34 protein-coding genes and 2 tRNA genes are annotated in these 24858 nt (G+C 64.5%); 16 read left to right on the top strand and 20 right to left on the bottom strand.

Annotated elements, in window-relative coordinates; genetic code table 11:
* Positions 1 to 9: 9 nt before the first annotated feature.
* A complete protein-coding gene (locus tag QMZ05_RS13380; RefSeq protein ID WP_353701166.1) occupies positions 10 to 621 on the bottom strand; it encodes an urea carboxylase-associated family protein in 612 nt (203 codons plus the stop codon).
* Between the two features lie 103 nt (positions 622 to 724).
* Between QMZ05_RS13380 and QMZ05_RS13375 the strand changes: the two genes are divergently transcribed.
* Complete coding sequence (locus QMZ05_RS13375) at positions 725 to 1600, top strand: LysR family transcriptional regulator (RefSeq protein ID WP_353701165.1); 876 nt, start codon at positions 725 to 727, stop codon at positions 1598 to 1600.
* Between the two features lie 123 nt (positions 1601 to 1723).
* On the opposite strand, the gene QMZ05_RS13370 is transcribed toward QMZ05_RS13375, so the two are convergent.
* The gene (locus QMZ05_RS13370) at positions 1724 to 2800 is read right to left on the bottom strand and encodes an acyltransferase (protein WP_353701164.1); all 1077 of its coding nucleotides are present in this window, start codon (positions 2798 to 2800) and stop codon (positions 1724 to 1726) included.
* Between the two features lie 204 nt (positions 2801 to 3004).
* A tRNA-Tyr gene (locus tag QMZ05_RS13365) sits at positions 3005 to 3090 on the bottom strand.
* Positions 3091 to 3284: 194 nt separating this feature from the next.
* Between QMZ05_RS13365 and rlmB the strand changes: the two genes are divergently transcribed.
* A complete protein-coding gene (gene rlmB / locus QMZ05_RS13360; RefSeq protein ID WP_353701163.1) occupies positions 3285 to 4112 on the top strand; it encodes a 23S rRNA (guanosine(2251)-2'-O)-methyltransferase RlmB in 828 nt (275 codons plus the stop codon).
* A gap of 322 nt (positions 4113 to 4434) precedes the next feature.
* Here rlmB and QMZ05_RS13355 read toward each other — a convergent pair whose 3' ends face one another.
* The 3 genes from QMZ05_RS13355 to QMZ05_RS13345 form a co-directional block, all read right to left on the bottom strand.
* The gene (locus tag QMZ05_RS13355) at positions 4435 to 4872 is read right to left on the bottom strand and encodes a hypothetical protein (protein ID WP_353701162.1); all 438 of its coding nucleotides are present in this window, start codon (positions 4870 to 4872) and stop codon (positions 4435 to 4437) included.
* Positions 4873 to 4951: 79 nt separating this feature from the next.
* Positions 4952 to 5425: a hypothetical protein gene (locus tag QMZ05_RS13350; protein WP_353701161.1), complete on the bottom strand. Its 474-nt coding sequence runs from the start codon at positions 5423 to 5425 to the stop codon at positions 4952 to 4954.
* A gap of 172 nt (positions 5426 to 5597) precedes the next feature.
* Positions 5598 to 6290 carry an urease accessory protein gene (locus tag QMZ05_RS13345; RefSeq protein ID WP_353701160.1) on the bottom strand — a complete coding sequence of 231 codons (693 nt, stop codon included), beginning with the start codon at positions 6288 to 6290 and terminating at the stop codon, positions 5598 to 5600.
* Positions 6291 to 6485: 195 nt separating this feature from the next.
* On the opposite strand from QMZ05_RS13345, the gene QMZ05_RS13340 reads away from it, so the two are divergent.
* The 9 genes from QMZ05_RS13340 (at position 6486) to QMZ05_RS13300 (ending at position 10323) form a co-directional block, all read left to right on the top strand.
* Positions 6486 to 6914, top strand: coding sequence for a hypothetical protein (locus QMZ05_RS13340; protein ID WP_353701159.1), 429 nt, complete (start codon positions 6486 to 6488; stop codon positions 6912 to 6914).
* A gap of 138 nt (positions 6915 to 7052) precedes the next feature.
* Positions 7053 to 7127 (top strand) — tRNA-Thr (locus tag QMZ05_RS13335).
* Positions 7128 to 7323: 196 nt separating this feature from the next.
* Positions 7324 to 7605, top strand: coding sequence for a DUF5658 family protein (locus tag QMZ05_RS13330; protein ID WP_279709759.1), 282 nt, complete (start codon positions 7324 to 7326; stop codon positions 7603 to 7605).
* A gap of 198 nt (positions 7606 to 7803) precedes the next feature.
* Positions 7804 to 7986 (top strand): hypothetical protein, encoded by a 183-nt coding sequence (locus tag QMZ05_RS13325; RefSeq protein ID WP_353701158.1) that lies wholly within the window; start codon positions 7804 to 7806, stop codon positions 7984 to 7986.
* 630 nt (positions 7987 to 8616) lie between these two features.
* Complete coding sequence (locus QMZ05_RS13320) at positions 8617 to 8805, top strand: hypothetical protein (RefSeq protein ID WP_353701157.1); 189 nt, start codon at positions 8617 to 8619, stop codon at positions 8803 to 8805.
* A gap of 53 nt (positions 8806 to 8858) precedes the next feature.
* Positions 8859 to 9041, top strand: a complete 183-nt coding sequence (locus tag QMZ05_RS13315) for a hypothetical protein (protein WP_095735243.1) — start codon at positions 8859 to 8861, stop codon at positions 9039 to 9041.
* Between the two features lie 57 nt (positions 9042 to 9098).
* Positions 9099 to 9296, top strand: a complete 198-nt coding sequence (locus QMZ05_RS13310; protein ID WP_353701156.1) for a hypothetical protein — start codon at positions 9099 to 9101, stop codon at positions 9294 to 9296.
* Positions 9297 to 9370: 74 nt separating this feature from the next.
* Positions 9371 to 9637 carry a hypothetical protein gene (locus QMZ05_RS13305; RefSeq protein WP_353701155.1) on the top strand — a complete coding sequence of 89 codons (267 nt, stop codon included), beginning with the start codon at positions 9371 to 9373 and terminating at the stop codon, positions 9635 to 9637.
* 134 nt (positions 9638 to 9771) lie between these two features.
* Positions 9772 to 10323 carry a hypothetical protein gene (locus tag QMZ05_RS13300; protein WP_353701154.1) on the top strand — a complete coding sequence of 184 codons (552 nt, stop codon included), beginning with the start codon at positions 9772 to 9774 and terminating at the stop codon, positions 10321 to 10323.
* 36 nt (positions 10324 to 10359) lie between these two features.
* Here QMZ05_RS13300 and QMZ05_RS13295 read toward each other — a convergent pair whose 3' ends face one another.
* Positions 10360 to 11520 carry a DUF2652 domain-containing protein gene (locus QMZ05_RS13295; RefSeq protein ID WP_353701153.1) on the bottom strand — a complete coding sequence of 387 codons (1161 nt, stop codon included), beginning with the start codon at positions 11518 to 11520 and terminating at the stop codon, positions 10360 to 10362.
* 97 nt (positions 11521 to 11617) lie between these two features.
* Between QMZ05_RS13295 and QMZ05_RS13290 the strand changes: the two genes are divergently transcribed.
* Together QMZ05_RS13290 and QMZ05_RS13285 are read left to right on the top strand one after the other, a co-directional pair.
* Positions 11618 to 11752, top strand: coding sequence for a hypothetical protein (locus QMZ05_RS13290; RefSeq protein WP_353701152.1), 135 nt, complete (start codon positions 11618 to 11620; stop codon positions 11750 to 11752).
* Between the two features lie 24 nt (positions 11753 to 11776).
* Entirely contained in the window at positions 11777 to 12178 is a 402-nt protein-coding gene (locus tag QMZ05_RS13285) for a hypothetical protein (RefSeq protein WP_353701151.1), read from the top strand.
* Between the two features lie 34 nt (positions 12179 to 12212).
* On the opposite strand, the gene QMZ05_RS13280 is transcribed toward QMZ05_RS13285, so the two are convergent.
* Positions 12213 to 13061, bottom strand: a complete 849-nt coding sequence (locus QMZ05_RS13280) for an alpha/beta hydrolase (protein WP_353701150.1) — start codon at positions 13059 to 13061, stop codon at positions 12213 to 12215.
* Positions 13058 to 13426, bottom strand: coding sequence for a hypothetical protein (locus QMZ05_RS13275; protein ID WP_353701149.1), 369 nt, complete (start codon positions 13424 to 13426; stop codon positions 13058 to 13060). Before QMZ05_RS13275 ends, QMZ05_RS13280 begins: the two co-directional genes overlap by 4 nt.
* A 497-nt stretch (positions 13427 to 13923) precedes the next feature.
* Between QMZ05_RS13275 and QMZ05_RS13270 the strand changes: the two genes are divergently transcribed.
* On the top strand, positions 13924 to 14175 hold the full coding sequence (locus QMZ05_RS13270; RefSeq protein ID WP_353701148.1) for a hypothetical protein: 252 nt from the start codon (positions 13924 to 13926) through the stop codon (positions 14173 to 14175).
* Between the two features lie 65 nt (positions 14176 to 14240).
* Here the strand turns inward: QMZ05_RS13270 and QMZ05_RS13265 are convergent, their stop codons facing one another.
* From QMZ05_RS13265 to QMZ05_RS13250, 4 genes are all read right to left on the bottom strand, one after another.
* Complete coding sequence (locus QMZ05_RS13265; RefSeq protein WP_074127235.1) at positions 14241 to 14480, bottom strand: DUF6719 family protein; 240 nt, start codon at positions 14478 to 14480, stop codon at positions 14241 to 14243.
* A 184-nt stretch (positions 14481 to 14664) separates the two neighbouring features.
* The gene (locus tag QMZ05_RS13260) at positions 14665 to 15384 is read right to left on the bottom strand and encodes an outer membrane protein (RefSeq protein WP_353701147.1); all 720 of its coding nucleotides are present in this window, start codon (positions 15382 to 15384) and stop codon (positions 14665 to 14667) included.
* Between the two features lie 331 nt (positions 15385 to 15715).
* Positions 15716 to 16141 carry a hypothetical protein gene (locus QMZ05_RS13255; RefSeq protein ID WP_353701146.1) on the bottom strand — a complete coding sequence of 142 codons (426 nt, stop codon included), beginning with the start codon at positions 16139 to 16141 and terminating at the stop codon, positions 15716 to 15718.
* A gap of 251 nt (positions 16142 to 16392) precedes the next feature.
* Positions 16393 to 16728 carry a hypothetical protein gene (locus tag QMZ05_RS13250; RefSeq protein WP_279709744.1) on the bottom strand — a complete coding sequence of 112 codons (336 nt, stop codon included), beginning with the start codon at positions 16726 to 16728 and terminating at the stop codon, positions 16393 to 16395.
* A 296-nt stretch (positions 16729 to 17024) separates the two neighbouring features.
* On the opposite strand from QMZ05_RS13250, the gene QMZ05_RS13245 reads away from it, so the two are divergent.
* Positions 17025 to 17570, top strand: a complete 546-nt coding sequence (locus tag QMZ05_RS13245) for a tetratricopeptide repeat protein (RefSeq protein ID WP_050625625.1) — start codon at positions 17025 to 17027, stop codon at positions 17568 to 17570.
* 97 nt (positions 17571 to 17667) lie between these two features.
* Here the strand turns inward: QMZ05_RS13245 and QMZ05_RS13240 are convergent, their stop codons facing one another.
* Positions 17668 to 17946, bottom strand: coding sequence for a hypothetical protein (locus tag QMZ05_RS13240; RefSeq protein ID WP_353701145.1), 279 nt, complete (start codon positions 17944 to 17946; stop codon positions 17668 to 17670).
* A gap of 169 nt (positions 17947 to 18115) precedes the next feature.
* Between QMZ05_RS13240 and QMZ05_RS13235 the strand changes: the two genes are divergently transcribed.
* Positions 18116 to 18340: a GDCCVxC domain-containing (seleno)protein gene (locus QMZ05_RS13235; protein ID WP_146992840.1), complete on the top strand. Its 225-nt coding sequence runs from the start codon at positions 18116 to 18118 to the stop codon at positions 18338 to 18340.
* Between the two features lie 60 nt (positions 18341 to 18400).
* Here QMZ05_RS13235 and QMZ05_RS13230 read toward each other — a convergent pair whose 3' ends face one another.
* The 6 genes from QMZ05_RS13230 to QMZ05_RS13205 all read right to left on the bottom strand — a co-directional run bounded on the left by QMZ05_RS13230 (position 18401) and on the right by QMZ05_RS13205 (position 24803).
* The gene (locus tag QMZ05_RS13230) at positions 18401 to 18703 is read right to left on the bottom strand and encodes a copper-binding protein (RefSeq protein WP_353701144.1); all 303 of its coding nucleotides are present in this window, start codon (positions 18701 to 18703) and stop codon (positions 18401 to 18403) included.
* Between the two features lie 29 nt (positions 18704 to 18732).
* Complete coding sequence (locus tag QMZ05_RS13225; RefSeq protein WP_353701143.1) at positions 18733 to 19194, bottom strand: cupredoxin family protein; 462 nt, start codon at positions 19192 to 19194, stop codon at positions 18733 to 18735.
* A gap of 34 nt (positions 19195 to 19228) precedes the next feature.
* A complete protein-coding gene (locus QMZ05_RS13220; RefSeq protein WP_353701142.1) occupies positions 19229 to 22396 on the bottom strand; it encodes a CusA/CzcA family heavy metal efflux RND transporter in 3168 nt (1055 codons plus the stop codon).
* Positions 22393 to 23841 carry an efflux RND transporter periplasmic adaptor subunit gene (locus tag QMZ05_RS13215; protein WP_353701141.1) on the bottom strand — a complete coding sequence of 483 codons (1449 nt, stop codon included), beginning with the start codon at positions 23839 to 23841 and terminating at the stop codon, positions 22393 to 22395. Before QMZ05_RS13215 ends, QMZ05_RS13220 begins: the two co-directional genes overlap by 4 nt.
* Before the next feature lie 11 nt (positions 23842 to 23852).
* Positions 23853 to 24254: a FixH family protein gene (locus QMZ05_RS13210; RefSeq protein WP_353701140.1), complete on the bottom strand. Its 402-nt coding sequence runs from the start codon at positions 24252 to 24254 to the stop codon at positions 23853 to 23855.
* Between the two features lie 102 nt (positions 24255 to 24356).
* Positions 24357 to 24803 (bottom strand): hypothetical protein, encoded by a 447-nt coding sequence (locus QMZ05_RS13205; RefSeq protein ID WP_353701139.1) that lies wholly within the window; start codon positions 24801 to 24803, stop codon positions 24357 to 24359.
* Positions 24804 to 24858: the final 55 nt, after the last annotated feature.

Here is a 24858-nt window from a genome sequence, read left to right as displayed (position 1 = left end):
GCGGCCGCATCAGGCGATGAGAAAATGCGCGTCGGTCGGCCGCATGTCGTTCACCGGCACCATGTCCTGCGGACAGGCGGAGAATACGATGACCAGGTCCATCTCGGCGCGCAGCGTCACATACTGCCCGGCCTCGCTGACCGGCGACTTGAAATCCAACTCTCCATTGTCGGTGACGGGCACGTTCATGAACAGATTCAGCGGAGCCGGCGTCACCGCAGCCGACAGGCCGACCGCCTCGAGTGCGTGCGCCAGATTCTGCGTGCAATTGTCGTGATGGCCGGCGGCGCCGAGCTGACGATAGCGGTGAATATCGCAGGCCGCGATCAGTGTGTCATGGATTCCCGGCGTCGTGTCGGCAACGAAGGTGAGGATCGCGCGGCGCCGGTTGGTCGTCAGCGTATCGCCGACGCGGGGAATGAGCCGCAGCATCGATGCACGGCTGTGCTCCATCGACATGAACTCGCCGGTGTCGTTGGCATTGAAGGCCCAGGTATCGACCACCTGCTTGCCGTGGGTGTTGACCACGGTGACGGTCTCTCCCGCTTGCAGGCGCGCCGCCACGCCGTTGCGGGCTGGGATCAGGCGGGCACGGGTGAGATTGGCGGTTGCAGCGGTCACGTGATGTCTCCTCAAGGCTCTGACGCGCCATTGGAGCACCGCCGGTCATGTAATTCTAATAATATTAATTGTGTCCATTATAACGTATTCGTATAGTCGTCCCATGCGTCTCAGACAGCTCGAATGCTTCCGTGCCCTGATGCTCCACGGCACCATGACGAGAGCGGCCGAACTGCTCGGCATGTCGCAGCCCGGGATCAGCACGATGATTGCGGGCCTCGAGCACGAGACCGGCCTTAACCTGTTCGTGCGGCGCGGCGGCCGCCTGCAACCGACCCCGGAAGCCAAGCTGTTCTATGTCGAGGCGGCGCGCGCGCTCGAAGCTGCCGAGAACGCGTCGCGCGTTGCCGCCGAGATCAGGTCCGGGCGGCGCGGTCACCTTGCGATCGCCGCCTATCCGAGCATCTCGATCAACCTGCTGCCGCGGCTGCTGTCGCAATTCGCCAAAAACAAGCCGGAGCTGCAGATCAAGATCATCACGCGGAATTCCGCGACCGTGCGGGAGCTGATCTCGACCCAGCAATTCGATCTCGCAATCGCCGAACTGCCGCTGGATTATCCGACCTCGCACATGGAGGTGTTCTCGTATGACTGCATGTGCATGCTGCCGAGCGCGCACCCGCTTGCGAAGCTGAAGCAGATCACCCCCGACGACCTCGACGGCGTCCCGTTCGTGACGCTGTTCCGCGGCGATCCGATCTACCAGCAGCTGGCGTCGGCCTTCTCCGAATATGGCGCACGCTGGAACGTGGTCGCAGAGACGGAGTTCTTCTCGACCGCGTGCCAACTCGTCGCCGAAGGCCGTGGCGTCGGTATTGTCGATCCGGTGGTGAGCAAGCCGTTCACCGAAGGCCTTGTCGTTCGTCCGTTCAAACCGAGGATCCAGTACCAGATCGCCATCCTCTCCCCCACGCACGAAGCGCCCTCCCAGGTGGCGCAGGACTTCGCCGGATTGCTCCGCCGCGCGCTGCGGGCGTGAGCATCGGATGGCACCCAACCCATGGATTGTTGCCAGTCCTGAGCGTCTTGGCCAGACGCGGCAGCCTCATGCGGCCTGACGATCGCGCGATATCACCGCGCGGCCTCGCATGATCGAGCTCTCTCACGTGCTGGCCGGAGCCCGACGCAAGCGCCGCAGGCCGCGGATCGCATCGCGCGCCGGCACCTCAAGCACGAAATGCGTACCGATCGACACGGCGACAGTCGTTCCGGCCAGCAGGCCGAAAATCGCCGGGGACCAGATGTCGAGCGGGCCGAACCTCGTCATGAAACTGATCAGGATGATGAAATGCGTCATATAGATCGAGTAGGAAATCACGCCGAGGAAGTGCATCGGCTTCGATCCAAGCAGCCGTGAGCTGAGCGAATCCTCGCCGGTTCCAGCGAGCACCACGAACGGCCAAAGGAACACCGGCATCTGCGGGTTGATCAGGCCGCGATAGGCCAGCAGCACAATGAGCCCGACGCCGCACCAGATCACGCCGGAAAATCGCGTGCACGCGGCATGAAGCCCGTCACGGCGCTGGTAACTCGCGAAGACGAGCCAGCCCGAGACGAATCCGCAGGTTGCCCGCACCACCGGAACCCAATAGCTCAACTGGCTTTCCGGGACGCTCAGACCGATGCTGCCCTCAAAATAGTAGCGAGCGAACAGCCAAAAGCCGACGGCGGAGCAAACCACGATGCCGAGAAACCTGGTCGCAACCGTGGACGGTGCGTTCCGGAACAGCAGCAGCGGAAACAGCACGACATAGCAAAACCACTCGGCCGAGAGCGACCAGGCCGGCGCGTCCCAGTGCATGCCGGTACCGATCACTGGCCACGCATTCAGCATGGTGAGCTGCAACGCGAAGTCCAGGGCAGCGCGGCCGGCGGGATAGGTGACCGGATCGACCAGGTATGGCCACACATAGAGCGCGCCGGCGGAGATCAGACAGACCACATAGAGCGGATAGACGCGGGCAATGCGCGCCGTCAGATAGTCTGGAAAGCGGAACGTCTCGCGGCTGTAGACATAGGACAGCGTGAATCCGCTGAGGCAAAAGAACAGGTCGACGGCGTTGTGCCACATGAATGCGGCGCCGGCATTGGCGGGAAAGGCATTGTTGAAATGAGCGAGAGCAACGGCCATAGCGGCCGCCCCTCGCAGCCCGGTCAACGCCCGTAGCTCCTGCCGCATTCCCGCGCCCTTGCTTCGCGGGTTTTCCCGCGTAAGGGCGAGTGCTTACCATCTCTGGTAACGCAGACACAATTAGCGCGATTGCGGCGTCCACTTAAACTTTAGGTGGAGCCAGATTTAGCTGATAGAGCCCGCCTTCGCTCACTTCGCTACGATGGAGTTTTGCTGGCTTGCCTAGCCGTAGCTCGCGAAGCGAGCGAAGGCTGGTGGGGGAGGCAGGACTCGAACCTGCGAAGCCATGAGGCGGCTGATTTACAGTCAGCTCCCTTTGCCACTCGGGACACTCCCCCGTCCAACAGCATCAGACCGGCCGCGCGAGTGGCGGCGGACCGGGTCATCGAAATGACGCTGATAACCGGCCGACCCGAAGCGGGTGCGCGGTCGGGCGCGTTTATGGGGGAAGGCGGTCCCCAAAGTCAACCAAGCGGGCCGCCTATTTGGAGGTTAAATTGCCAATATTCGGGAGCCGTGACACAAGCCTCACATGAGCGATCGCGACCGCAGACCCAATTTCCGAGGCAAGGGCGGTAAACCCTTCCAAAAAGGGCCGAAATTCGCCCGCCCGCAGGGCCGGCGGGACCGCGAATCCGGTTCCGACGGGCCGGTGATTCTGTACGGCTGGCACACGGTGGCGGCGGCGCTCGCCAACCCGGACCGGCGGATCCGCAAGCTTTACCTGACCGAGAACGCGGCGCGGCGGCTCGCCGAGGAAAACATCGCGACCCGCGTCACTCCGGAGATCGTCCGGCCCGGCGACCTCGATCGGCGCCTCACCCCTGATGCCGTGCATCAGGGCCTGCTGGCGGAGGCCGATCCCCTGCCCTCGCCCGGCATCGACACGCTGGCGCAGGAGGGCATCGTGCTGGTGCTCGACCAGATCACCGACCCGCACAATGTCGGCGCCATCCTGCGCTCGGCCGCGGCGTTCGCGGTGAAGGCGATCGTCACCACCGCCCGGCACAGCCCGGAGGCGACCGGCGTGCTGGCGAAGTCCGCCTCCGGCGCGCTCGAGCTGGTGCCTGTTGTCACCGTGCAGAACCTGGCGCGCGCGCTGAACGAACTGAACGAGCACGGCTTCCAGACCGTAGGCCTCGACAGCGAGGGCGCGGAGGATCTCGGCAAGGTTCAGCTGCAGCAGCCGCTCGCGCTGGTGCTCGGCGCCGAGGGCAAGGGCTTGCGGCAGTTGACCCGCGAGACCTGCCGCGTCGTCGCCCGCCTCGACATGCCCGGCGAGATCAAGAGCCTGAACGTGTCGAACGCCGCCGCGCTCGCGCTCTATATCGGCGCCAGCCGGCTCGGGCTGATGGGTTAGCTTGATATCTGGATGGGGCCGCAGCACTTGATGGGAGCACTTGCGGGCCAGAGGGCGCTAGCGAAGCGGCGCCCGCATGATTTCGGAATAGTCGAAATGTACCTCTGATTTGCCCGACGTGTCAAGTCGCCCGGTCGAGCGCCGGCTGCCGCCAGCTCCTTTGCATGGGGTTGTTTTCGATATTTTGGCGGCGCGCACCCGCGGCGGTCACTTGCGGGGGATGCGGCGCCCCCTCCAGCAGCGGCCCGACTTCAATTGTCAAACGAAGAACGCCCGCTCGCGTCATGCGAACGGGCGTTGCTGGCTTCGACAAATCGCCGGATCAGTAGTAGCGACGCAGCACCGGATGGCCGTAGCGATGCGGCGCGTAGCCGTAGCGATAGCCGTAGTGCGGACGATAGGGCCGGTAGTAGTGACGGTAACCGTAGTGACGGTAGCCATAGTGACGATGACCGTAATACGGACGGCCATAGCCTTCGCGGTAGTACGGACGCGGCGCCCAATTGCCCGGGCCGGTGTAGGCCGGCCCCTGGTTGACGTAGTAGTACTGCTGCGCGGTGTCGGGATAGGCGGCATCCGGGTCGGGCAGGCGTTCGACCGCGCCGTAACCGGCATAGCCATATCCGTAGCCACCACAGCCGCCGCAGCCGTAATTCACGACGGGCGCGGAATAGCCGCAAGGGTTGAAGCCGCACGCCATTGCGGGCGCGGTCACCATGACGGCCACGGCCGCAATCAGTCCTTTGATCATTTGACGCATTACTCTCTCCTGTAGGTCTCTCTATTCGTCGCGTAGCTCTTGGTGGCTATGAAAGGCCCTCTGCTCGAGGGCTCCTGACTTAGGGGCCTCTCGGTCGCGGTGGCCGCATCGGCGGACCCGGCAGCGGCCGCGGTCCGTTGAACTGCGGCGCGTAGATCACCGGAGGCGGATCGACCGGCACGTTGGATTGCGCCGGCAGCGGCGCGGAGTGCGCCGACCATGATTCGTGATAGCTCTCGGCGGGCTTCGGCAGCTTGCGGTTGGCCGGCGGCTCGATCTCGAGGCGGCCGTAACCCGGCATGTGGCCGAGGCTCGGATAATAGTGACCGACATTCGGCACCGGATCGATCGGGCGGCCGCCATAGACGGTCGGCACCAGCGAGTCGTTGCGGGCAAGCCCCATCGCGCTTTCGACCACCGCGTAGGACGCATCGACGCCGTTGATGATGATGGGCACGCCGGGCCGGTTGGGCACGACAATGTCGAAGCCGCCGCCGGCCAGCGCCGTCGAGCTCATCGCAGCCAATATCGCCAGCGCAAGACTTGCGCGCATGTTCACCCAGCGTCCCGAATTGTTCCAGGTGCAGCCTAATCCAACGGCTTCGCGGAAGGGTTAAGGACGCGGGCCAAACTGCCGGTAAGCCTAACGCGTAAGCATCGGCATCCGGTCAATGCGGCCGAGCGGGATCAGAAATCGTTAACGGCCGCGCCAGGGCGAGCCTGTGTCAGGTGAAGGCGTTCTCGATGATCGAGTGGATGCCGATCGCAATCGTGACCGCGCCGACCGCCATTTGCAGGCCGCGATTGGCCCAGGTCAGCCAGCGCGCCGAGGCCGCAAGCGGCACCGCGATCACGCTCGACAAGACGCCCATGCCGATCATCGAGCCGACGCCGAACAGCGCGACATAGCCAAGCCCGATCGCAGGGCTCGCTGCCTGCGACACCGTCAGCACCAACAGCGCCGCCGAGCCGGCCATGCCGTGCATCAGGCCGACCAGCAGCGTGCGCCAGCGGAAGCCGTGCGCGTGGCTGTGCGCGGCGCTGACATGCGGCCCGGTCTCGCCCGCGTGGCTATGGGCGTGGAAGTGCGTGGTGTCGCCATGCGAATGGCTGTGGAAATGCACGCGGTCGCGCCACAACCGCCACCACACATGCGTGCCGAGACCGACCAGCATGACGCCGACCGCAGTCTCGATCGGCTGCGAAACCGTTTCGGGGATCGCCCGGCCGAGCAGGATCGCCACGCCGGCAAAGATGAACAGCGTCAGCGTGTGACCGAGCCCCCAGGTCAGGCCATGCTTGACGATATCACCGACATGGGTGCGGCGCGCCGCGATGCTCGATACCGCCGCGATGTGATCCGGCTCCAGCGCATGCTGCATGCCGAGCAGAAAGCCGAGACTCAAGATTCCGAACATCAATCCCCCGTGCCGGTGCCGACATCAGATCGAACACCGCTGTACATGCAATTCTCGTCAAAGCCCAATGATCCGGAACGCATCATGCGCGAGAGTTGCGGAACTTCACACTGGTTTGAACGCAGGCCAAGGCCGCGTCGGAACAGGCACGGCGCGGCGAGATTAGCTCGTCACAACGACGAGAGGAGACCCTGCATGACACAGCTCAAGATGCGCGGCGCCTTCCTGGGCGCAGCAGCCCTGCTCGCTTCGGTACTGGCCGGCCCCGCGATGGCGCAACAGACCATCGGTACCGCCGCGCGCTGCTCGAATGCCGATCCGAACGCTCGATGCCAGACCATGGCACCGGGCACCACGCGCACCACCTATCGCCACCATCGGCGGGACCGCGACTGGCAAGGCAGCTACAACCGGTATGACCCCGGCCCCGCCGGCGTCGCGGCCGGCGTGGTCGGTGGCGCGGTCGGCACGGCGGCTGCGATCGCCACGGCCCCGTTCGGCGGCCCCGACTATTATGGCCGTGCCCCGATGGGCAGCGCGGAATATGTGCGGCAGAACGGCCTTGTCTGCACCCCCGGCACCTGGTTCCGCGGCAGCGACGGCCGCCAGCACCCCTGCCAATAGCTCAGGCGCAACGCTGACGGCGCAACAGGCGGCCTTCGGGCCGCCTTTTTGCTGCCAGCCGATGGGGGTGAAAGTGGCCCCAAGTTCTGGCTCTGGCCCGCCAAGTCTGCTATGCGAGCGCGCAAATCACTCCATGTCGCCGGCTTAGCTCAGCGGTAGAGCAGCAGTTTTGTAAACTGAAGGTCGGGGGTTCAATCCCCTCAGCCGGCACCAGCCCTCCATGCTGGCCCATCGCACGCCCGCCGAACGCCGGTTTGCAGCGCAGCCTGGAAATCATTGGCGTTGGACAACCAGGTCGCGGAGGCTTGCGCTCGCTGAAAACATTCCGCAAAATTATGGAACCACGAGCCACACGCGGATTTCGGGCAGGTACCGGATGACGGAAAAGCAGTTGCGGGCGAGAACATCTTTGCTGAAGGCAATGCTATTGGTCTCGGCCCTGCTGATGGGCTACTCGGATCTCATCACCACCAACGAGATATTGCAGCGCGGAATGGGTGAACTGAACCCGATCATGCGGTTCACTCAGGAGTGGATGGGTGAATGGTGGCTGATTGCCAAGCTGGGCCTGACCTATCTCGTGATGTGGATGCTGTGGCGTGGCAAGAGCGAACGCCAGATGGCCTATGTGGTCGCCTTCATCGCAACGCCCGTCTACAACAATCTGATCATCCTCGCGGGCTCCAACTGAGCCGACCTGCGCTTCCACGCCGGTAACGCCGCCTGGGCCCCGTTGCCGGCGCTCGCGATGTTACGGCTGTAACATCCCACTGATGTTTCGAAACATGTTCGGCAGGCCCGGCCTAAGGATAGCGTTGGACAGGACGACCGAACTCGCCGTACCCTTGGTGCATTGCGACAATAGAGGCTGCCAGGCGCGGTTCTGACAATGGACTGGTCGTACTATCTCGTGGGCGCGGCTGTTGTCCTGCTGCTCCTCGCCTATCGCCTGCATGGCGGGCTGTTCAGGAAGGATTCGCTGCAGGACGAGAGGCTGAATCGACTGATCGATGAACGCATCGAACGCATGGACCTGAAGCGCGAGAAAAAGTACGACCCGTCCCAGCCCTGAAGACTGGGCGGCGATGCCACGTCGCGCGGATCTTCAGTCCAGCGAGATGGACCGCCGGCCGCGGCAGCCCCGCCAGCTCGCGGGAGAGTACGGCAGCTCCGCGGACGGGGACGAGAGCTTTGACGCTGGTGCGCTGGCCGCGGCTTGGTTCTTCGATGCTGCTGCCGACGCCGTCCGCTGCTGCAGATCTCGCGATGATCCCGTGAATGCAGACCGTCCTGCTGCGGATGTTGCCTTCAAACCGAAATGCCTGGGCATCGAGTCCTCCATCCAGATTTTTTGCGGCTCACGCCGAGCGTCGTCCCCAGGAGCAATCCGAACACGTACTTGCTGCTCAATCAAAGCGCTTCGCTTGATTCCCCACAAGCACGGAGAGAGCCGTACTATTCCGGTCCACAGCCGGCGCTTCACATCATCGATCGCGCGGCCGCGCACCTGCATTCATTCGTCTCACCTGTCTGCCGAACGGCGACAGCGACCGGGTCAGTGGTTGCACGAACAACAGCACCCGCCGCGCTGCGCCTTGGCAGGAATCGTGGGATCATCCCCGTAGCTTCACCCATGCCTCGTCTTGCTTCTGTCCTTGCAGCCCAAAACGGGGTATGCAGAATGCCGGATGGGACTCAGCCAATGACCTATTTGATCCTTGCCCGGGATGGCACCAGCCAAATCGTGCTGAAGCGCGACAGCGAAGATGCGGCCGAGAAGAAGGCGCGCGAGCTGAAGGAGATGGGCTGGTTCGAGGTCGAGGTCCGCGAGGACAAAGCGGGGAACGCGGCGGCGACCGCGCTGACCGGACGCCCCCAGACCCTTCAATGACGCCTTGATGAACCTTTGCCGGATGGCCCTTACACATGTGTGAGGAGCCCACCATGTCCGACACAGCACATTACCGCTTCCAGTCCGATCAGGCGCGGCGGCTGGCCCGCCAGGTCACAGACGCCACGGTGCGCGAAAAGCTGCTCGAAATGGCCGAGGAGTATGGCCGCTACGCCGACCTGATCGAGGCCCGGAGCGCCGAACCGGCGCCCGTCGAAGCGGTGACCGCCCACTAAGGCTGGCCGACCCCGCTCACGTATCGCGGTCAGGAAATTCACACGCAAGGGACACGGTTGGAAGCTCTCGACGGCATCCTCTTTCTGCTTGGATCGATCTTGGGCCTGCCTATCCGGCGGTTTGGCCAGTGGCTGGATCGGCAACCGCATCGCGACCTGTCGCAGATATCGACGCTTCACAAGATCGGCCGCCTCGCGCTTGCAGGCGCCATCACCGCCGCGATCCTGCTGCCGCTCGGCTGGCTCATTCTCTGATCGGGGTGTCCCGAGCATTCAGGTCGGCCCTTGAGGCACTTTGTCAAGCCGCGGCCAAACCGCGCGAAAACGCCTTGAGGATTTATTCGGAACATTATGCGCCCTCAGGCGATTTTCCCCGCATGAGGCTACGCGAAACCAATCGCAATTTACTGCTTCTGGGCAGCTTCACGCTGCTCAGCGTGGCCGCTGCCGGCATCGTCGCCCTGCTCGATCCGGCACCCGCGCCGGCCAACACCGCGCCCCGGCCCGCCGCGAATCAAGCGCCGGCTGATCGTCAGACGTCGGTCCGGATCGTCGGTACCCCGTTCGTCCCGAATACCAATCCCCGCCAGCGCTGACCGTCCTCCCGCCCCGGGAATGTCACAATTATGTCACCGCACCTGTGAAACAGGCGTCTTCGTCAACCATCATGATGGCCGACGCTTGATTCCGCGCGGTTGCTTTGCTGGAATCCGCGCGCTCAAGGTGCGCCATGAAGTGGATGAAAGAACGCGATCTCCTGATCGCGCAGACAATGGCCTTCGTACAGTCGGTGAAGGGCAAGCTGCCCGACGCCGAAGTGCCGGCGCCTGCCCAGCGGCCCGCCGCGACGCCCGCCCCGCAGCCGGCCGCGCCGGCGGTCGCGACCGAGGCAGCCTTGGAGAAGGTCGCTCTGGAGACAAAGGCCGCCTTGGAGAACAAGGTTGCGCTGGAGCCCAAGCCTGCGGCCGAGGCCCCAAGGGAGGCTCCAAGGGTCGTCATGCCGCCCCCGCTTCCGGTGCCGACCGTGCTCGAAGGCCTGCCCCCCGCTCCGTCGCCCCTGGCGGTGACGGTCGTCGAGGTCCCACCGCCGGAGCAGCCACCGCATTTCCCGAAACTCGACATCCGCGGCGACTTCGGGTCCGAGGTGCGGGAACGGGTTGCCAATTTCCGCGCGCAGCAGCAGCGCTTCCTGAAGGAGCGCGAGGAATACTGCACCACGACCATGGCCAAGGTCCGCGCCGCGATCCGCGACAACAGCGAACTGCCACGCTCCGGCAAGTAACCGGCGCGCTTTAACTTCCGAACCGACTGCCGGACTTCAGCCTCGCCCGCCGGATTTCACCGGCTCGGTCAGGAAGCGACCGCTTGGTCGCCTCAACGCCGGTTCCTCCATGGCATCACCGGCAGGCTGCTTGCCTTCCGCCATCGATCGCAAGCTGGCCATCGCCTGGGTCATGCGTTCGCCGAATTTGGCGGCGGCGCCGTCGAGGAACGCCTTGTCCTTCGGCTTCGGCTTGGCGATCCGTAGCTCGAAACGGGACGTGCCGTCCGGGCGTTCCAGAACGGCTCGGGTCATCACGATGCGCGGCGCGCCGGGCACCGGCAGCGTGATGCCGACCGTGAAGTAATCGACCGGCCGCCAGTCGAGCGTTTCCTCGACATTGGTATGGCTGCCGTGCGCGCAATGATTTTTGGTGCCGACCCCGCGGCGCCCCTTGCCTGATTCCTCGACGATGTCGTCGGCGTCCCACCATTTCTGCCATTGCCCGGGTACGGTGATGAACTCCCACACCGTCTGCGGGGGCGCGGCGATGTCGAACTCCAGGATCGCGTAGGCGTCGTCGCGCGTCACCTCCATCCGGACCTGCGCGTCGTCCTGCTGCCACGCCGCTTCGAGATCGCGGACCCACAGCGTCACGTCGCCGATGATGTCGATGGTTTCCTGATGCGGGACGAGACCTTGCGCCACCGGGTCGACGCCCATGGCGCGGATCGCCGCGTCGCTGTAGAGCGCGTAGGCACGGCCGCCGAGCTTCTCGCCGACGCTGTTCTTGAGCAGCCGATGGACCAGGATGACATCGCGGCCGGCGAGCTCTTCCCTGCCGCCCATCTTCTGCTTCACCATCTCGCCGTGATGGATGACGAATTTGAAATCGAGATCGCCCATCGCGACGCAGGCCTTGCACTCGCAAGTCGAGGCCTGACGAACGTCGCGCAAGCGCCGGCGAAACTTGAAATAGGCGCCCTCGATCGCATCCTGCAGCAGCGAGCCGTCGATTGTCTCGGCGGTGGTGTAGACGAACGCAGCGTCGCCCTCGAACTTGGCGAGGCGAAACGGCGGGCGCATCCCCTTGACCACCGCGTCCATGAAATCGGCGATGATATCCTGTGCATGGTCGAGTTCGACCGCGGCGAGGAAGTTGGTGTAGCCGGAGATATCGGCAATCGCGAAATATGCCGCTTCAGCTTTCGGAAGCATCAAATCCTCCAGCGCAACCGGTTCACGCCATACGCGTGGATGCGCAGTTGTCATATCCCGCCGCGCGGTCGAGGGCCACCATTATCGTTGCTTTCCGATGCCGGACGCGCTGGATTCCGGCCTCGCACAGGCCTGTCCCGGCGAGCCTGTCAACATCACGCCGCAGCGCTTCAAGCCTGATCCGGCTGGCTTGCGGGCGACGCTCTGCCAATGGGTTCACCCGATCGCCTGAGCGACACACAGAGGGGAAACAAACATGAAATTCGCTTCTGCCGCCGCATTGGCAGTTGTTGGCTGCCTTGTCGGCTTCAATTCCGCAAACGCGCAAGGAGTCGCCATGAAAACGACGCCGACGACAAAAATTCTCGCGATCGGGACCATCAATCCCGGTTTTGAGCAATCGCAGGTGCGTGCCGTCCTGCCGGAGGAAGTTCGCGAAACCGTCGAGCTCTACCTCGATGGCAAGATCGAGCAGTGGTACTCGCTCCAGGGAAAGCCGGGCGTCGCCTTCATCATCAACGTCACCGATCCGGCCGTCGCCCACGAGATGCTCGAAAAGCTGCCTCTTGGCAAAGCCCATATGATGAGCTTCGAACTGATCCCGATTGGCCCGCTCAACCCGCTTCGCTTTCTGCAGGGCATGCAGCCGAAACCTTGAATAGGCGGCGCCTGATTTGGACGTCGTGCGCGCTTTAGCGCCCGCCGATCTTCTCCAGCACCGGCAGCAGATGCTGCAAGAACTCGCCTGGATTCTCGCTCATCGGGAAATGGCCGAGGCCCTTCATGATAGTGGCCTCGCTGCCGGCAATGCTATTCGCCACCGCCAGCGTCTCAGCCGGCGTGCAGGAATAATCGTACTCGCCGGACAGGAGGAACAGCGGGCAGCGCTTGGTGTCGATCTCGGCGACGCGGGCGCGGATGTCGCCGTCGATCTTGTAGAAATAGAGGTCGCCCTTGAACACGCCGGGGCCGCTTTGCATGTAGTGCCACAGCGTCTCCCACTTCTCCTTGTCGGGCGCGTCGGGCCCAACGAGGCCGGAGACGATGGCGGCCGCGACTTCGCCGCCATGCACATCCGGCCGGTGCAGGAAATTCAGGTCGTAATAGGGATCGACATGCGCGCCGGCCTGCAGGCCGATGATGGCGCGGAAGCGTTCGGGATGCTCGAGCGCAAGGTGCAGCGCGATCCGGCCGCCGATCGAGCAGCCGATCACGATCGGCTTGTCGAGATCGAGCGCGTCGATCACGGCCAGGATCATCGCCGTGTATTGCGTCGAGGTGAGCTGGTACTCCTCGTCGTGCCAGCCTTGCGGCGGCGACGACTTGCCGTGCCAGGGCATGTCGAAGGCGATGACGCGATGGTTGCGGGTGACGCGGACATCGTTCATCAGGCCGCGATATTGCCGCCCGTCGGCGCCCGCGGTGTGCAGGCAGAGCAGCGGCGTGCCCGCGCCCGCCTCCTCGACATAGACACGGTGCGCCCGGCCGGACAGCTCGAGCTGCATGTAGCGGCCGGTGATCGGTTCGAACTTGGCGCTCATGCGGCCACTCCCTCGCGGCGCAGCTTGCCGAGCGCTTCCTTGAAGTAGCGCAGGTTCGCCATGAATATCTGCAGGTCGCCCTCGGCCTTCAGCACGCGGCGTTTGATCAGCGCCATCAGGTCGTTCGAGCCGGGCGGCGGCCTCAGCTCGCAGAATTTGGCCCACTCCTCATCCGAGGTGCGCAGCGCAAAGGACGACGACGGCATCACGAACGGCCCCTTGGTCACCGCGACGATCCGGCCCTCATGGATCGCGATCAGCCAGGCGGTCTTGCCGATCTCGAGCAGGAATGTCGTGGTGAGATAGCGGCCGCGCCGCACCAGGCCGGCGTCGCCGTTGACCCGTTCCTTCAGCATCTCGATCATATCTGCTCCACCCCGCTTGGCGGCCCGCCCGCGCAGACCGCAGCGGGCACTCGTTCTGCCGGCAATGATGGAAGGAACGGCCGAACCGTCAATCGCTACAGGCGTGGCGGGGCCACGGCGTTTTCGCTGGGCGCGCCGGCAATCGGTTCGCGTGAACAGGAAGCTAGAGCCAGGACCAGACCAGCGCCACGTTCGCGGCGCAGGCCGCGAGCAGCGCAACCGCAAGCGCGAGGTGCACGCGTTCGTAGGGGGGCTGGTGGATCGCTCTCATGGGCCGGAGCATCCGGCGATTCTACCCGGAGAGTCCCGGGGATTCTTTTTTCCGGGGTTTACGACCCGTTAAGGACTCAAGGACCCTCCGGCGAAAGGGCCGAAATGACTCATATTTTCAGATGCTTGCCGCATGTCCGAGCTCACGGTTCCGTGATTGGAACGAGGTGATCTTCCCCGAAACCCGGGACGGTCACTGGCGTTGTCGCTGATTGGGGGAACGACACATGCCGTACGCGCTGTTCTATCAGGACGCCAAGCTGAGCAAGGCGTATCCGACCGAGGCTGACGTCTGGAAGCTGGCCCGGAAGTCGGGCCTCGTGGTGGATGCCGTCACCGAGCAGGAGACGTCTTCGCCGCGCCCGGTGCTGGACAATGACTACGAGATCCGGCCCTGCCAGCTCGAGCCGAACGAGGACCCGGTCAAGAACAAGGCCGATGCCGATCGGGAAGCGCGGCAGGAGCCGCGGCTGAACTAAGGGATGGCGGATCGCCCGGTGCGCATGGGCGAACCGGGTGCTGGTGCGATCGTCGCGTTGCCCCCCTACGGCGTCGCGGTTGCCAGCGAGGCCTGTTCGGCGGCGAGCGACACGCAGATCTTCCGCCGATGCAGGCCCCGGATCGCGCCCGTCACCTTGAGCACCTTGCCGGCCGAACAGGACGAGTCCTGCACGAACACGACCTCATAAGGCGCGAGGGCCAAGGGTTCGGATTTGAGGATGGTCTGGGCAAAGCACGGCACGGAGACCGCAGAGAGGATCAGCCCTAACGCAAAGCTACGCATGTTTGTTTGTCCACCAGCCCGGCGATCGCATAATAACGGATCACGATGAAAGTTCCGTGCAATGCAGGAATTATTTTTTGCATTGCACGATCAGGCGTGAACACCGGCTGAATGAGCAGGCGTGGGGCAACAAAAAAGGCCGACCCGAAGGCCGGCCTTTGATCTCGCTGCAACGAAACCGCGATCAGTAGCGGGAGCCCACCGGACCGCCCCAGCCGAAGCGGTAGTTGACCCCGACCTTGACGGTATGCTCGTCGTTCCGGAAGCTGGTGCCGACGAGGTCGGCCGGGCCGCTGGTGAAGTTGGTCTTGCCGAAATTGTAGTACTGGTATTCGGCCTTCGCCGACCAGTTCGGGGCGAACATGTATTCGAGGCCGGCACCGACCGTGTAGCCGTCCTTGTGGCCGCCATCGGTGGTGAAGGCCGCCGGCACGCCGCCGACCGTCGCCGTGATGTTGTTGTTGTCGCGCCAGGCATAACCGCCCTTGGCGTAGAGCAGCGCCGGACCCCAGGTGTAGCCAAGGCGGCCGGTCACTGAACCGAGCTGGTCGGTGTTCCCGGTCACCAGCGTCCCGCCCGGGAGCAGCACGCCATTGTTGTTCGAGGAGCTGGGCAGCCAGGAGTACTGCGCCTCGACGCCCATCACCCAGTTGGGCGCGAACTGATAGTCGAAGCCGCCCTGCACGCCACCCATGAAGCGCGCATCGCTGCCCATCAGGTTGGTGCCGTCGGTGAACGCGCCGCCGACATGGCCGCCGATATAGAAACCGGTCCAGTTGTAGACGAGCGCCGGTGCGGTATAGGGCGGCGGGGCCTTGGTATAGGTGCGAGCCGGCATGTCAGCCGCAAATGCCGGGCCCGCAAGGGCGGCCAGCGCGACTGTGCCGAGCAAAAACTTCTTCATTTCTGATCCCCGTTACTAACGCTGCGCTGTTAAGCCAAACAACGTGACGCCAATTAGGTTGCTTTGGGGCAATGCCGGACCCGTGATGTTTCTGAGCTGTAACGGGGTCGCAACAACGCCCGTTTGTTCCCTGGCACAGAAGGTTCTTTCACCGGTTAAGCAGCCGTATTTCGGCTGTATGTAAGTCGCAAACGGCTAAGGTGAAGTTCAGCGCTCCCCGAAAAGTGATCGGAGTTCGCTAACGTTTCGATCAGGGCTGCGACAAGCCGTCACGCCTTAGAAGTGGGCATGATCCTTTCGGAAAACCGCTTCACACTTTTCCGGATCATGCCTAGCGCGACATTTTTTCCAGATCCGGAAAGGCCGCGTAGGACGCGCCGGCGCAGGGCTCGGCGGCGTTGTCGAGGATACGGTCGAGCCGGCCGTCGACGAACATGACGCCGCGCTCCCGCGCCGGGCGGTAATTGCCTTCGGTATCCTTGGCGCTGTAGCGCAGGCAGACCACGTAGCGCAGCCGGCCGCCGACCGTGCGCTGCACCGGCTCGGCGATCCCGGCTTCGCGGACCCCGACCGGATTGTTCAGATAGGTCCGCATGAAGGCGACGATCTGCTCGCGGTAGCGGTCCGGAAACGGCTGGTTGGCGACGCCGCGATCGTCGGTGAACGTGGTCGAACCGCCGCCGTCATCGCTGGTGAGACAGCCGGCGAGCGGCATCGAGAGCAGCAGGATCGCCGCCAGTTGTGATGAAGTCCGCAAACGACGCTGTCTCATGGGTCCCCGGCCGCGTGTCATAGACTGCCGCGCGGCGGAAGGGAATTCGCAACTCGGTTATTCCGGCGGCGCTCGGACGCACTCCGGCCCGCCGCCATTGGGGAAGCAATGGACGGACGGGCCGGTTCTGCATCCCCGCGCAAAGGCTTTGCCTTTGTCGCGGAGGGCGTAGCGGGGCAATGTGGAGCGAACTACGCCCCCAGGATCAGACTCGAGATCAGTTCAGCCGTGCGCGATCAGCCGCGCTTGGCCGGCACGACGTGCTTGGTCGCGACCTTGGCGTGAACGTGCTTGGTCGCGTGCTTCGGCGACTTCACCTTCAGCATGCCCATGTGCTTGTGGTGGCTGTGATGGCGATAGTGCTTGTGGTGCATCTTCGCGTTGGCGTTGCGCACCTTCGACGGGACCTGCTCGCTCTTGATGACCGGGGCGGCCTTGGTCGCCGGGGCAGTCGTCGCCGGGGCGGTGGTGGTCGCCGGCGCGGGGGTTGCGGTCTTGCCGGTTTCGGCGGCGAACGCGGGCGCTGCGATCACGGACACGGCGAGCAACGCGGCGGAAATCGTCTTCAACATGGTGGTCCTCCTCTTCGGGATCGAGAGGTCTCCGGCCGGATGGTCGGCCTCACCGATCAATGCACGTGACCTTAGGGGCCGCGCACTGAACCCGTTCTGAAGGACATGGACGGAATTCATTCATGTGAATGACATCTTGGTCATGTTGCCCGCCCTTGTTGCTCGCCCTTGCCGGTCGCAGGTCTCACGCAATCGTGGGATCGGCCGGGAATGTTCTGCACCCTTGGGTGTTCAAGTCAGCAGGCTTGGGTGTAGGATTACCGAGCACGATCAGGAACGATCAGGAGCAACCAGGAATGAGCAAGACGACGAAGTTTCTAGGCCTCGCAGTGCTCTCGATGACGCTCGCCGCCGGGCCGGTCATCTCGGCCTACGCCGCAGGCGGCGACAATCCTTCGCCGCCGGCGTCCGACAGCGGCAGCAAGGGCAAGAAGGCGAAGAAGGATAAGAGTTCCGCGATCGACGATCAGAAGTTCCTGGCCGGCTACCACGCCGCCTATGCCACGATCTACGACAAGCACGACTATACCGCCGCGATCGAGCAGCTGAAGGCGCTCGGCCAGGACGACCGCGCCGACGTCGCCAATTTGATCGGCTACTCCTATCGCAAGCTCGGCGACTACAAGGTCTCGCAGATCTGGTACGAGCGCGCGCTGAAGGCTGATCCGGCCCATGTGCGCACCTGGCAGTATTACGGCCTCTGGCAGGTCGAACAGGGCAACCGCGATCAGGCGCAGTACCATCTCAACCGCATCGCGCAGCTCGCCGGCACCAACAGCGACGAATACCGCTCACTCGCCGCGGCGCTGGAGAAGCCCCCGGGCACCGGCCTGGTTTACTGAGCGGGCCTGCCGTCCAACATGGGCCGGCGTGGTCGTAACGACTGCGCCGGCTTTTTGCTGCGCCGTAGAATGAGTGGAGCCAACGAGCCTTGGCCTATTACGGGTAGTGCTCGAGGCGCCGGTCGGGCTTCTGCGGACGGCTGGCGCCGACCGTGTTGCCGGCCGCAGCTTCCCCCGGCTTCGCCGGGCGCGCAGCCCTCTCGATCGGCGGGCCGCTGTCGCCGGTCTTCTTGCTGGTGTTCAGCGCCTGGCCGGTGGTGGTCACATTGGCGGCTTGCCCGGCCCCCGCCGCCCCGGCAGACGGGCCGGAGCTCTGCGCCAACACGGTTCCCGACAGCGCCAATGCCACCATCAGTATTGCCGCGTTGACTGTCATGGAGGGAGCCTTCTGCACACGAATGATGCACAGCAACGCGCCAGGGCCGATCGCGTTCCAATGCCGCCGATCGCCGATGCGGTAGAGTTAACATCATCGAAGGCAGCCGCTTCCGCCGGCGGCCTTTCGAGTCCTTGTGGTCGCCAAGCGCAGAGCTTACGAAGGCAACATGCAACTCGTCTCCACCCTGACCTGCCCGGCTTGCGGCTTCGCCAAGGCCGAGACCATGCCAACCGACGCCTGCCAGTTCTTCTACGACTGCGCGGGCTGCGGCACCCGCCTCAAGCCGAAGGCTGGCGACTGCTGCGTGTTCTGCTCCTACGGCTCGGTGCCCTGCCCTCCGGTCCAGGCGGACGGAAAATGCTGCGGCGATGCCGCATGCGGCGGCCAATGATGACCTGACCATGCGGTGCGACCGGCCGGCATCGCGTGCGCCGCGATGCCGGCGATCGTCTCACTTCGCCTTCTGGATCGCCGTGACGGTGTAGCCGCCGTCGCCCTCGTGGGCTTCGAACCTGACCTTGTCGCCGACCTTCACCTGCTTGAGCAGCGCGGGATCCTTGACCCGGTAGACCATCGTCATCGGCTCCTCCATGCCGAGGCTCTTGGCCGGACCATGCTTGAGCGTGATCTTGCCCGCGCCCTCGTCGATCTTCTTGACCTCGCCATTGATATCAGCGGCCTGCGCGAACGCCGCGCCAAATGTCAGCGCCAAGGCGAGCGTGACCGCACCTGCCGTCCTGGTGATCCCATTCATCGTCGTTGTCCTTTCATTCATTGTTGATTTCATTTCACGATGACGCGGCCGGTCATCCCATAGTCGCGGTGGTCGGGGATCAGGCAGGAATATTCGAACGTTCCGGCCTTGGTGAACTTCCAGACGATCTCGGCACTCTTCTTCGGCGCGAGACGGACGCCGTTCGGATCGTCATGCTCCATGTGCGGATGCTTCTTCATGACTTCGGCATGCCTGAGATTCTCATCGGTGGTGGCGAGCAGGAATTCATGATCCTCGGTGCCGGCATTCCTGATCACGAAGCGGATCTGTTCGCCGCGCTTGACCTCGATGCGGAACGGCGTGAACTCCATCTCCTTCATCTCGACCTCGACGGTGCGCGACGGCTTGCTGGGATCGCCGGGCTCGCCGGCCGAATAGGATTGGTGACCGTGCTTGTCGTGCGCGCGCGACGGCCCAGCCGCGACCGACAGCGCAACGAGCGCGATGCAGGTTCTGGTGACGTTGTTCATTGGATTCTCCATTTCAAAAAATGCGTAGTCCCGGTCACAACTGAGGCTGCTGGCGGGCGGCGGTTGCAGCGATCTCTCGTTCCGGCGCCTTCGCCCTGATCTCGATGCCCTTCACGATGGCAAAGATCGCGGGGATCACGATCAGCGTCAGCAACGTCGAGGAGATCATGCCGCCGATCATCGGCACTGCGATGCGCTGCATGATCTCGGAGCCGGTGCCGGTGCTCCACATGATCGGCAGCAGCCCGGCCATGATCGCGACTACCGTCATCATCTTCGGCCGGACGCGCTCGACCGCGCCCTCGATGATCGCGCGATGCAAATCGTCGCGGCCGACCGGCCGCCGTTCGGCGGCACTGCGCGCTTGCGCCGCTTCCAGCGCGTGGTTGAGATAGATCAGCATCACGACGCCGGTCTCGGCGGCGACGCCGGCCAGCGCGATGAAGCCGACTGCGACCGCAACCGACAGGTTGAAGCCGAGCGCCCACATCAGCCACAGCCCGCCGACCAGCGCGAAGGGCAGCGACAGCATCACGATCATGGTCTCCGCCACCGAGCGGAAGTTGAGGTAGAGCAACACGAAGATGATCGAGAGCGTCACCGGCACCACGATCCTGAGCCGCGCGGCGGCGCGCTCGAGATATTCGTATTGGCCGCTCCACACCAGATAAGTGCCGGGCGGAAACGCCACGCTCGCCTGCACCGCGCGCTGCGCATCCGCGACGTAGCCGCCGAGATCGCGCTCGCGGATGTCGACATAGATGTAGGTCGCAAGCTGCCCGTTTTCGGTCCGGATCGAGCTCGGCCCGCGCGCCGGCACGACATTGGCAACCTCGCCGAGCGGCACCGCGCCGCCGGCCGGCATCGCCACCAGGATGTCGCTGGCGATCGCGCTGGGATTGTCGCGCAGATCGCGCGGATAGCGCATGTTGACGGTGAAGCGCTGCCGCCCTTCCACCGTCGTGGTCACGCTCTGGCCGCCGAGCGCGGTGGCGATCGTGTCCTGCACGTCCTGCACCGCGATGCCATAACGCGCCAGTGCCTCGCGGTTCGGCGTGATCTCGAGATAGTAGCCGCCGAGGCTGCGCTCGGCATAGGCCGACGAGGTCCCCGGCACGGTCTTGAGCACCTGCTCGACCTGCCGCGCGAGCTTGTCGATCACGGCGAGATCCGGACCGATCACCTTGACGCCAACCGGCGTGCGGATACCGGTCGAGAGCATGTCGATGCGCGCCTTGATCGGCATCGTCCAGGCGTTGGAGACGCCGGGGATTTGCAGCGCCTTGTCCATCTCGGCAATCAGGCCGTCGAGGGTGACGCCCTTGCGCCATTCCTGCTTCGGCTTGAGGTTGACGACGGTCTCGAACATCTCCGACGGCGCCGGATCGGTCGCCGTGGCGGCGCGGCCGGCCTTGCCATAGACCGAGGCGACCTCCGGAAAGCTCTTGATGATGCGGTTCTGGGTCTGCATCAGTTCGGTTGCCTTGGTCACCGAGATGCCCGGCAGCGTGGTCGGCATATAGAGCAGCGTGCCCTCGTTGAGATCGGGCATGAACTCGGTGCCGAGCTGCCGCGCCGGCCAGACCGTCACGGCGAGCACACCGAGCGCCAGCAGGATCACCAGCGTCTTGGCCCGTAGCACGCCGTTGATGACCGGTCGGTAGATCCAGATCAGGAAACGGTTGATCGGGTTCTTGTGCTCTGGAATGATCCTGCCGCGCACGAAGATCGCCATCAGCGCCGGCACCAGCGTCACCGACAGCAGCGCCGCCGCCGCCATCGCAAACGTCTTGGTGAAGGCGAGCGGCGAGAACAGCCGCCCCTCCTGCGATTCCAGCGTGAAGATCGGCAGGAACGACACGGTGATGATGAGCAGGCTGAAGAACAACGCCGGCCCCACCTCAGCCGCGGCCTCTATCAGGATCGAGATACGCGACTGGTCGGGCTTGGCGCGCTCCAAATGCTTGTGCGCGTTCTCGATCATCACGATCGCCGCATCGATCATGGCGCCGATCGCGATCGCGATGCCGCCGAGGCTCATGATGTTGGAGCCGATCCCGAAGAACTTCATCGCGCCGAACGCCATCAGCACGCCGACCGGCAGCATCAGGATCGCGACCAACGCGCTGCGGACATGCAGCAGGAACACGACACAGACCAGCGCGACCACCACGCTCTCCTCGAACAGCGTGCGCTTCAGCGTCTCGATCGCCGCATAGATCAGATTGGAGCGGTCGTAGACCGGCACGATCTCGACCGATTTCGGCAGGCTGGTCGCGATCTCCCTGAACCGCTTCTTGACGTTCTCGATCACGTCGAGCGCATTCATGCCGAAGCGTTGCAGCACGATGCCGCTGGCCACCTCGCCCTCGCCGTTCAGCTCGGCGATGCCGCGCCGCTCGTCGGGGCCGAGCTCGACGCGGGCGACGTCGCGCAGCAGCACCGGCGTGCCGTTGTCGGTCTTCAGCACGACATTGCCGAGGTCGTTGATATCCCTCAGATAGCCCTTGCCGCGGATGACATATTCGAATTCGGAGAGCTCGACGGTGCGGCCACCGACGTCGGCATTGCTGGCGCGGATCGCGTCGCGCATCCGCTGCATGGTGATGCCGCGGTCGCGCATCCGCTGCGGATCGAGGATCACGTTGTATTGCTTGACGAAGCCGCCGACGCTTGCCACCTCGGCGACGCCTTCGGCCTTGGCCAGCGCGAATTTCAGATTCCAGTCCTGAATGGTGCGCGTGTCGGCGAGGTTGAGCTGCTTCGACATCACGGCATATTGGTAGACCCAGCCGACCCCGGTCGCATCGGGACCGATGGTCGGCGACACGCCGGCCGGCAGCCGCGACGCCGCGCTGTTGAGGAATTCGAGCACACGCGAGCGCGCCCAGTAGATGTCGGTGCCGTCCTCGAAGATGACATAGACGAAGGACACGCCGAAGAACGAGAAGCCGCGCACGACTTTCGATTTCGGCACCGTCAGCATTGCCGTGGTCAAGGGATAGGTGACCTGATCCTCGATCACCTGCGGCGCTTGCCCTGGATATTCGGTGTAGACGATGACTTGGGTGTCCGAGAGATCGGGGATCGCGTCGAGCGGCAAATGCAGCAGCGCGTAGAGACCCGCGGCCGCCGCGAAGCCGGTACCGAACAGCACCAGCAGCAGATTGCGCGCCGACCAGGCGATGACGCGGGCGATCATGGCTTGCCTCCATCCATCATCTCGCTTCCGCCCGCCGCCTGCTTCTCGCCGGCCTCGGCAAAGCCCTTGATCGCGGCCTTCAGGTTGCTCTCGGCATCGATCAGGAAGGTCGCCGATGTCACCACCGCATCGCCCTCCGCGATCCCGCCGCGGATTTCGACATAGCCGTCGCCGTGCCGTCCGAGCTTGACTTCGCGCGGCTCGAACCGCCCGTTGCCCCGGTCGAGCAGCACCGTCTGCCGGCTGCCGGTGTCGAGGATGGAGTTGTCGGCCACTGACAGCACCGGCGCCGCGCTGCCGGTGTCGATCTCGGCGTCGACATACATGTCGGGCAGCAGCGCAAGGTCGGCATTCGCCAGGTCGATCCGCACCCGCGCGGTACGCGTCTCCTTGTTGACCTGCGGATAGATCACGCTGATCTGGCCTGCGAACGTACGGCCGGGATAGCTGCGCGCCCGCACCGTGACCGTTTGCCCGACCACGATATTGCCGAGGTCGCGTTCGGCAACGTCAACCAGCGCCCACACGACCGAGACATCGGCGATCCGGAACAGCACGTCGCCCGGCTGCGCGCGCATGCCCTCGATCGCGGCCCGTTGCAGCACGATGCCGTCGCGCGGCGACGACCACGGAATGGCGATCGGAACGGTGCGGCTCTTCTCCATGTCGACGATGACGGCCTCGGGGACGTCGAGATTGGTCAGCCGCTGCTTGGAGCCTCGCCCGTAGGGCTCGATGCCCGCGGTCGCCTTCGATGTGATGGTCGCGACATATTCGGCCGCGGCGGACGATATCGCCGGGCTATAGACCTCCATCAGCGGCTGCCCTTTTGTCACCCGGCTGCCGGTCGTGACGTCGGCGACCTTCTGCACATAGCTCTCGGCGCGCATCGCGATGACGGAGACGCGGCGTTCGTCGAGCTGGATCGTGCCGGGCGCGCGGACCAGGGTGCGGATGCGGCGCATCTGCGCGGCCTCGGACTTCACGCCGCTGCGCTGGATCTTGCCGGGTGACAGCGTGATCGAACCGTCGTCGCTGTCGTCGCCGTCATAGACGGGAATGTAATCCATCCCCATCGAGTCCTTCTTCGGCACCGGCGAAGTGTCGGCAAGCCCCATCGGGTTGCGATAATATTTGACCTTGCGCTCGCTCTTCGCGGCCGCGGACTTCGCGTTCGCCGGCTGTTCGGGCTCGCCGGATTGCGCATCGCCCTCCGGGAACACCGGCAGATAGTCGCGCCCGTCGGGCGTCTGCTTCGGCGTCGCCGAGTAGAGCGGCTTGCCGTCCGGATCGCGGTAATAGATCGGCGCAGTCGTCTCCGCCGCCTGCGCGGCGGAGACCATGGCAGCGGTCACCGGCCGCGGCGGCAGGCCGCGGGCGGTCCATGCGACGCCTGCCGCTGCGGCGATCGCAGCAGCAGCGCCGGCCCATCTCAAGGGCCGCATTGCTCGGCGGCTCATTGCTCGGCCGTGACGACGAGCTTGTTCTCGACCGAGCCGGTCTCGCCCTGCACCTTGGCGCCGAGCGACAATTGCCAGCGGCCGGCCATGCCGAAGGTCGCCTTGAACCGGTAGGTGCCCGGCTCGGTACCCGGCATCGGCGTCACCTTGGTGGCCATCTCCTGCATGCCGTCCGGCGCCATGTCGAGCCGGGTCGAGAAGATGATCGCGTCGGAGACGGATTTTCCGGTGCTCTTGTCGACCAGCCGCACCGTGATGATACGATCGGCCCCGGCCTTGACGGTCGGCTGCACCAGCTGGAACTCGTAGTTCTTGATCTCAGCGTGGGCGGGCACATGGGTCAGGGCAACGCCGATCAACGCGGCCACAGCGGCGCGCGCGAGGTGGAAAGACTTCATGGGTATGATTCCTCGATACGTCTGATGAACCGCGTGAGCGGCATGCAGCGACACGCGCGCAATCGGGCGCACGCGTCAGCGATCAGGCGCTTTCAGCGCCTGTCAGACGTTGGTTCGAGGCGGATGATCCGGAGGCTTGGCGCCGAGCCCGTCGAGCAGCCGGTCGTCGCCCGCCGCAAAGGCGTTTTGCGACGGCTCGCGCGCGATCAGCGACATCGCGCCGCCGGGCGCCGGCAGCGAGACGCTGAGCATGCACAGCGCAAGGAACGGACAATCGTCACACCCCTTGCTCTTGGTCTGGTCCGGACAGCACGGCATGTTGTCCGCCATCGCCTGCCCCGACATGGCTTCGTCGGACATTGCCTGATCGGACATCGCCATGCCGGACATCGCGTGGTCCGACATAGCCTGATGGTCAGACATCGCCTGCATCGTGGCGGCCGATGCATCCGGCATCATCCGGGCAAACGCCGGCGCCACGGGCGCGAGCAACAGCCCGGCCGCGACGAACAGCAGAATCCAGAGATTGACGAGCCGCCTCACATGCATGCCCGCTTGTCGCACGGATCAGCGGAACCTGCAAATCCGTGCGACTTCACGATCG

Origin of the sequence: Bradyrhizobium sp. INPA03-11B (assembly GCF_040446015.1) — a bacterium.
GTDB lineage: Bacteria > Pseudomonadota > Alphaproteobacteria > Rhizobiales > Xanthobacteraceae > Bradyrhizobium > Bradyrhizobium macuxiense_A.
Note: the sequence above shows the minus strand (reverse complement) of the source record. Positions and strands in the feature narration are given on the sequence as shown.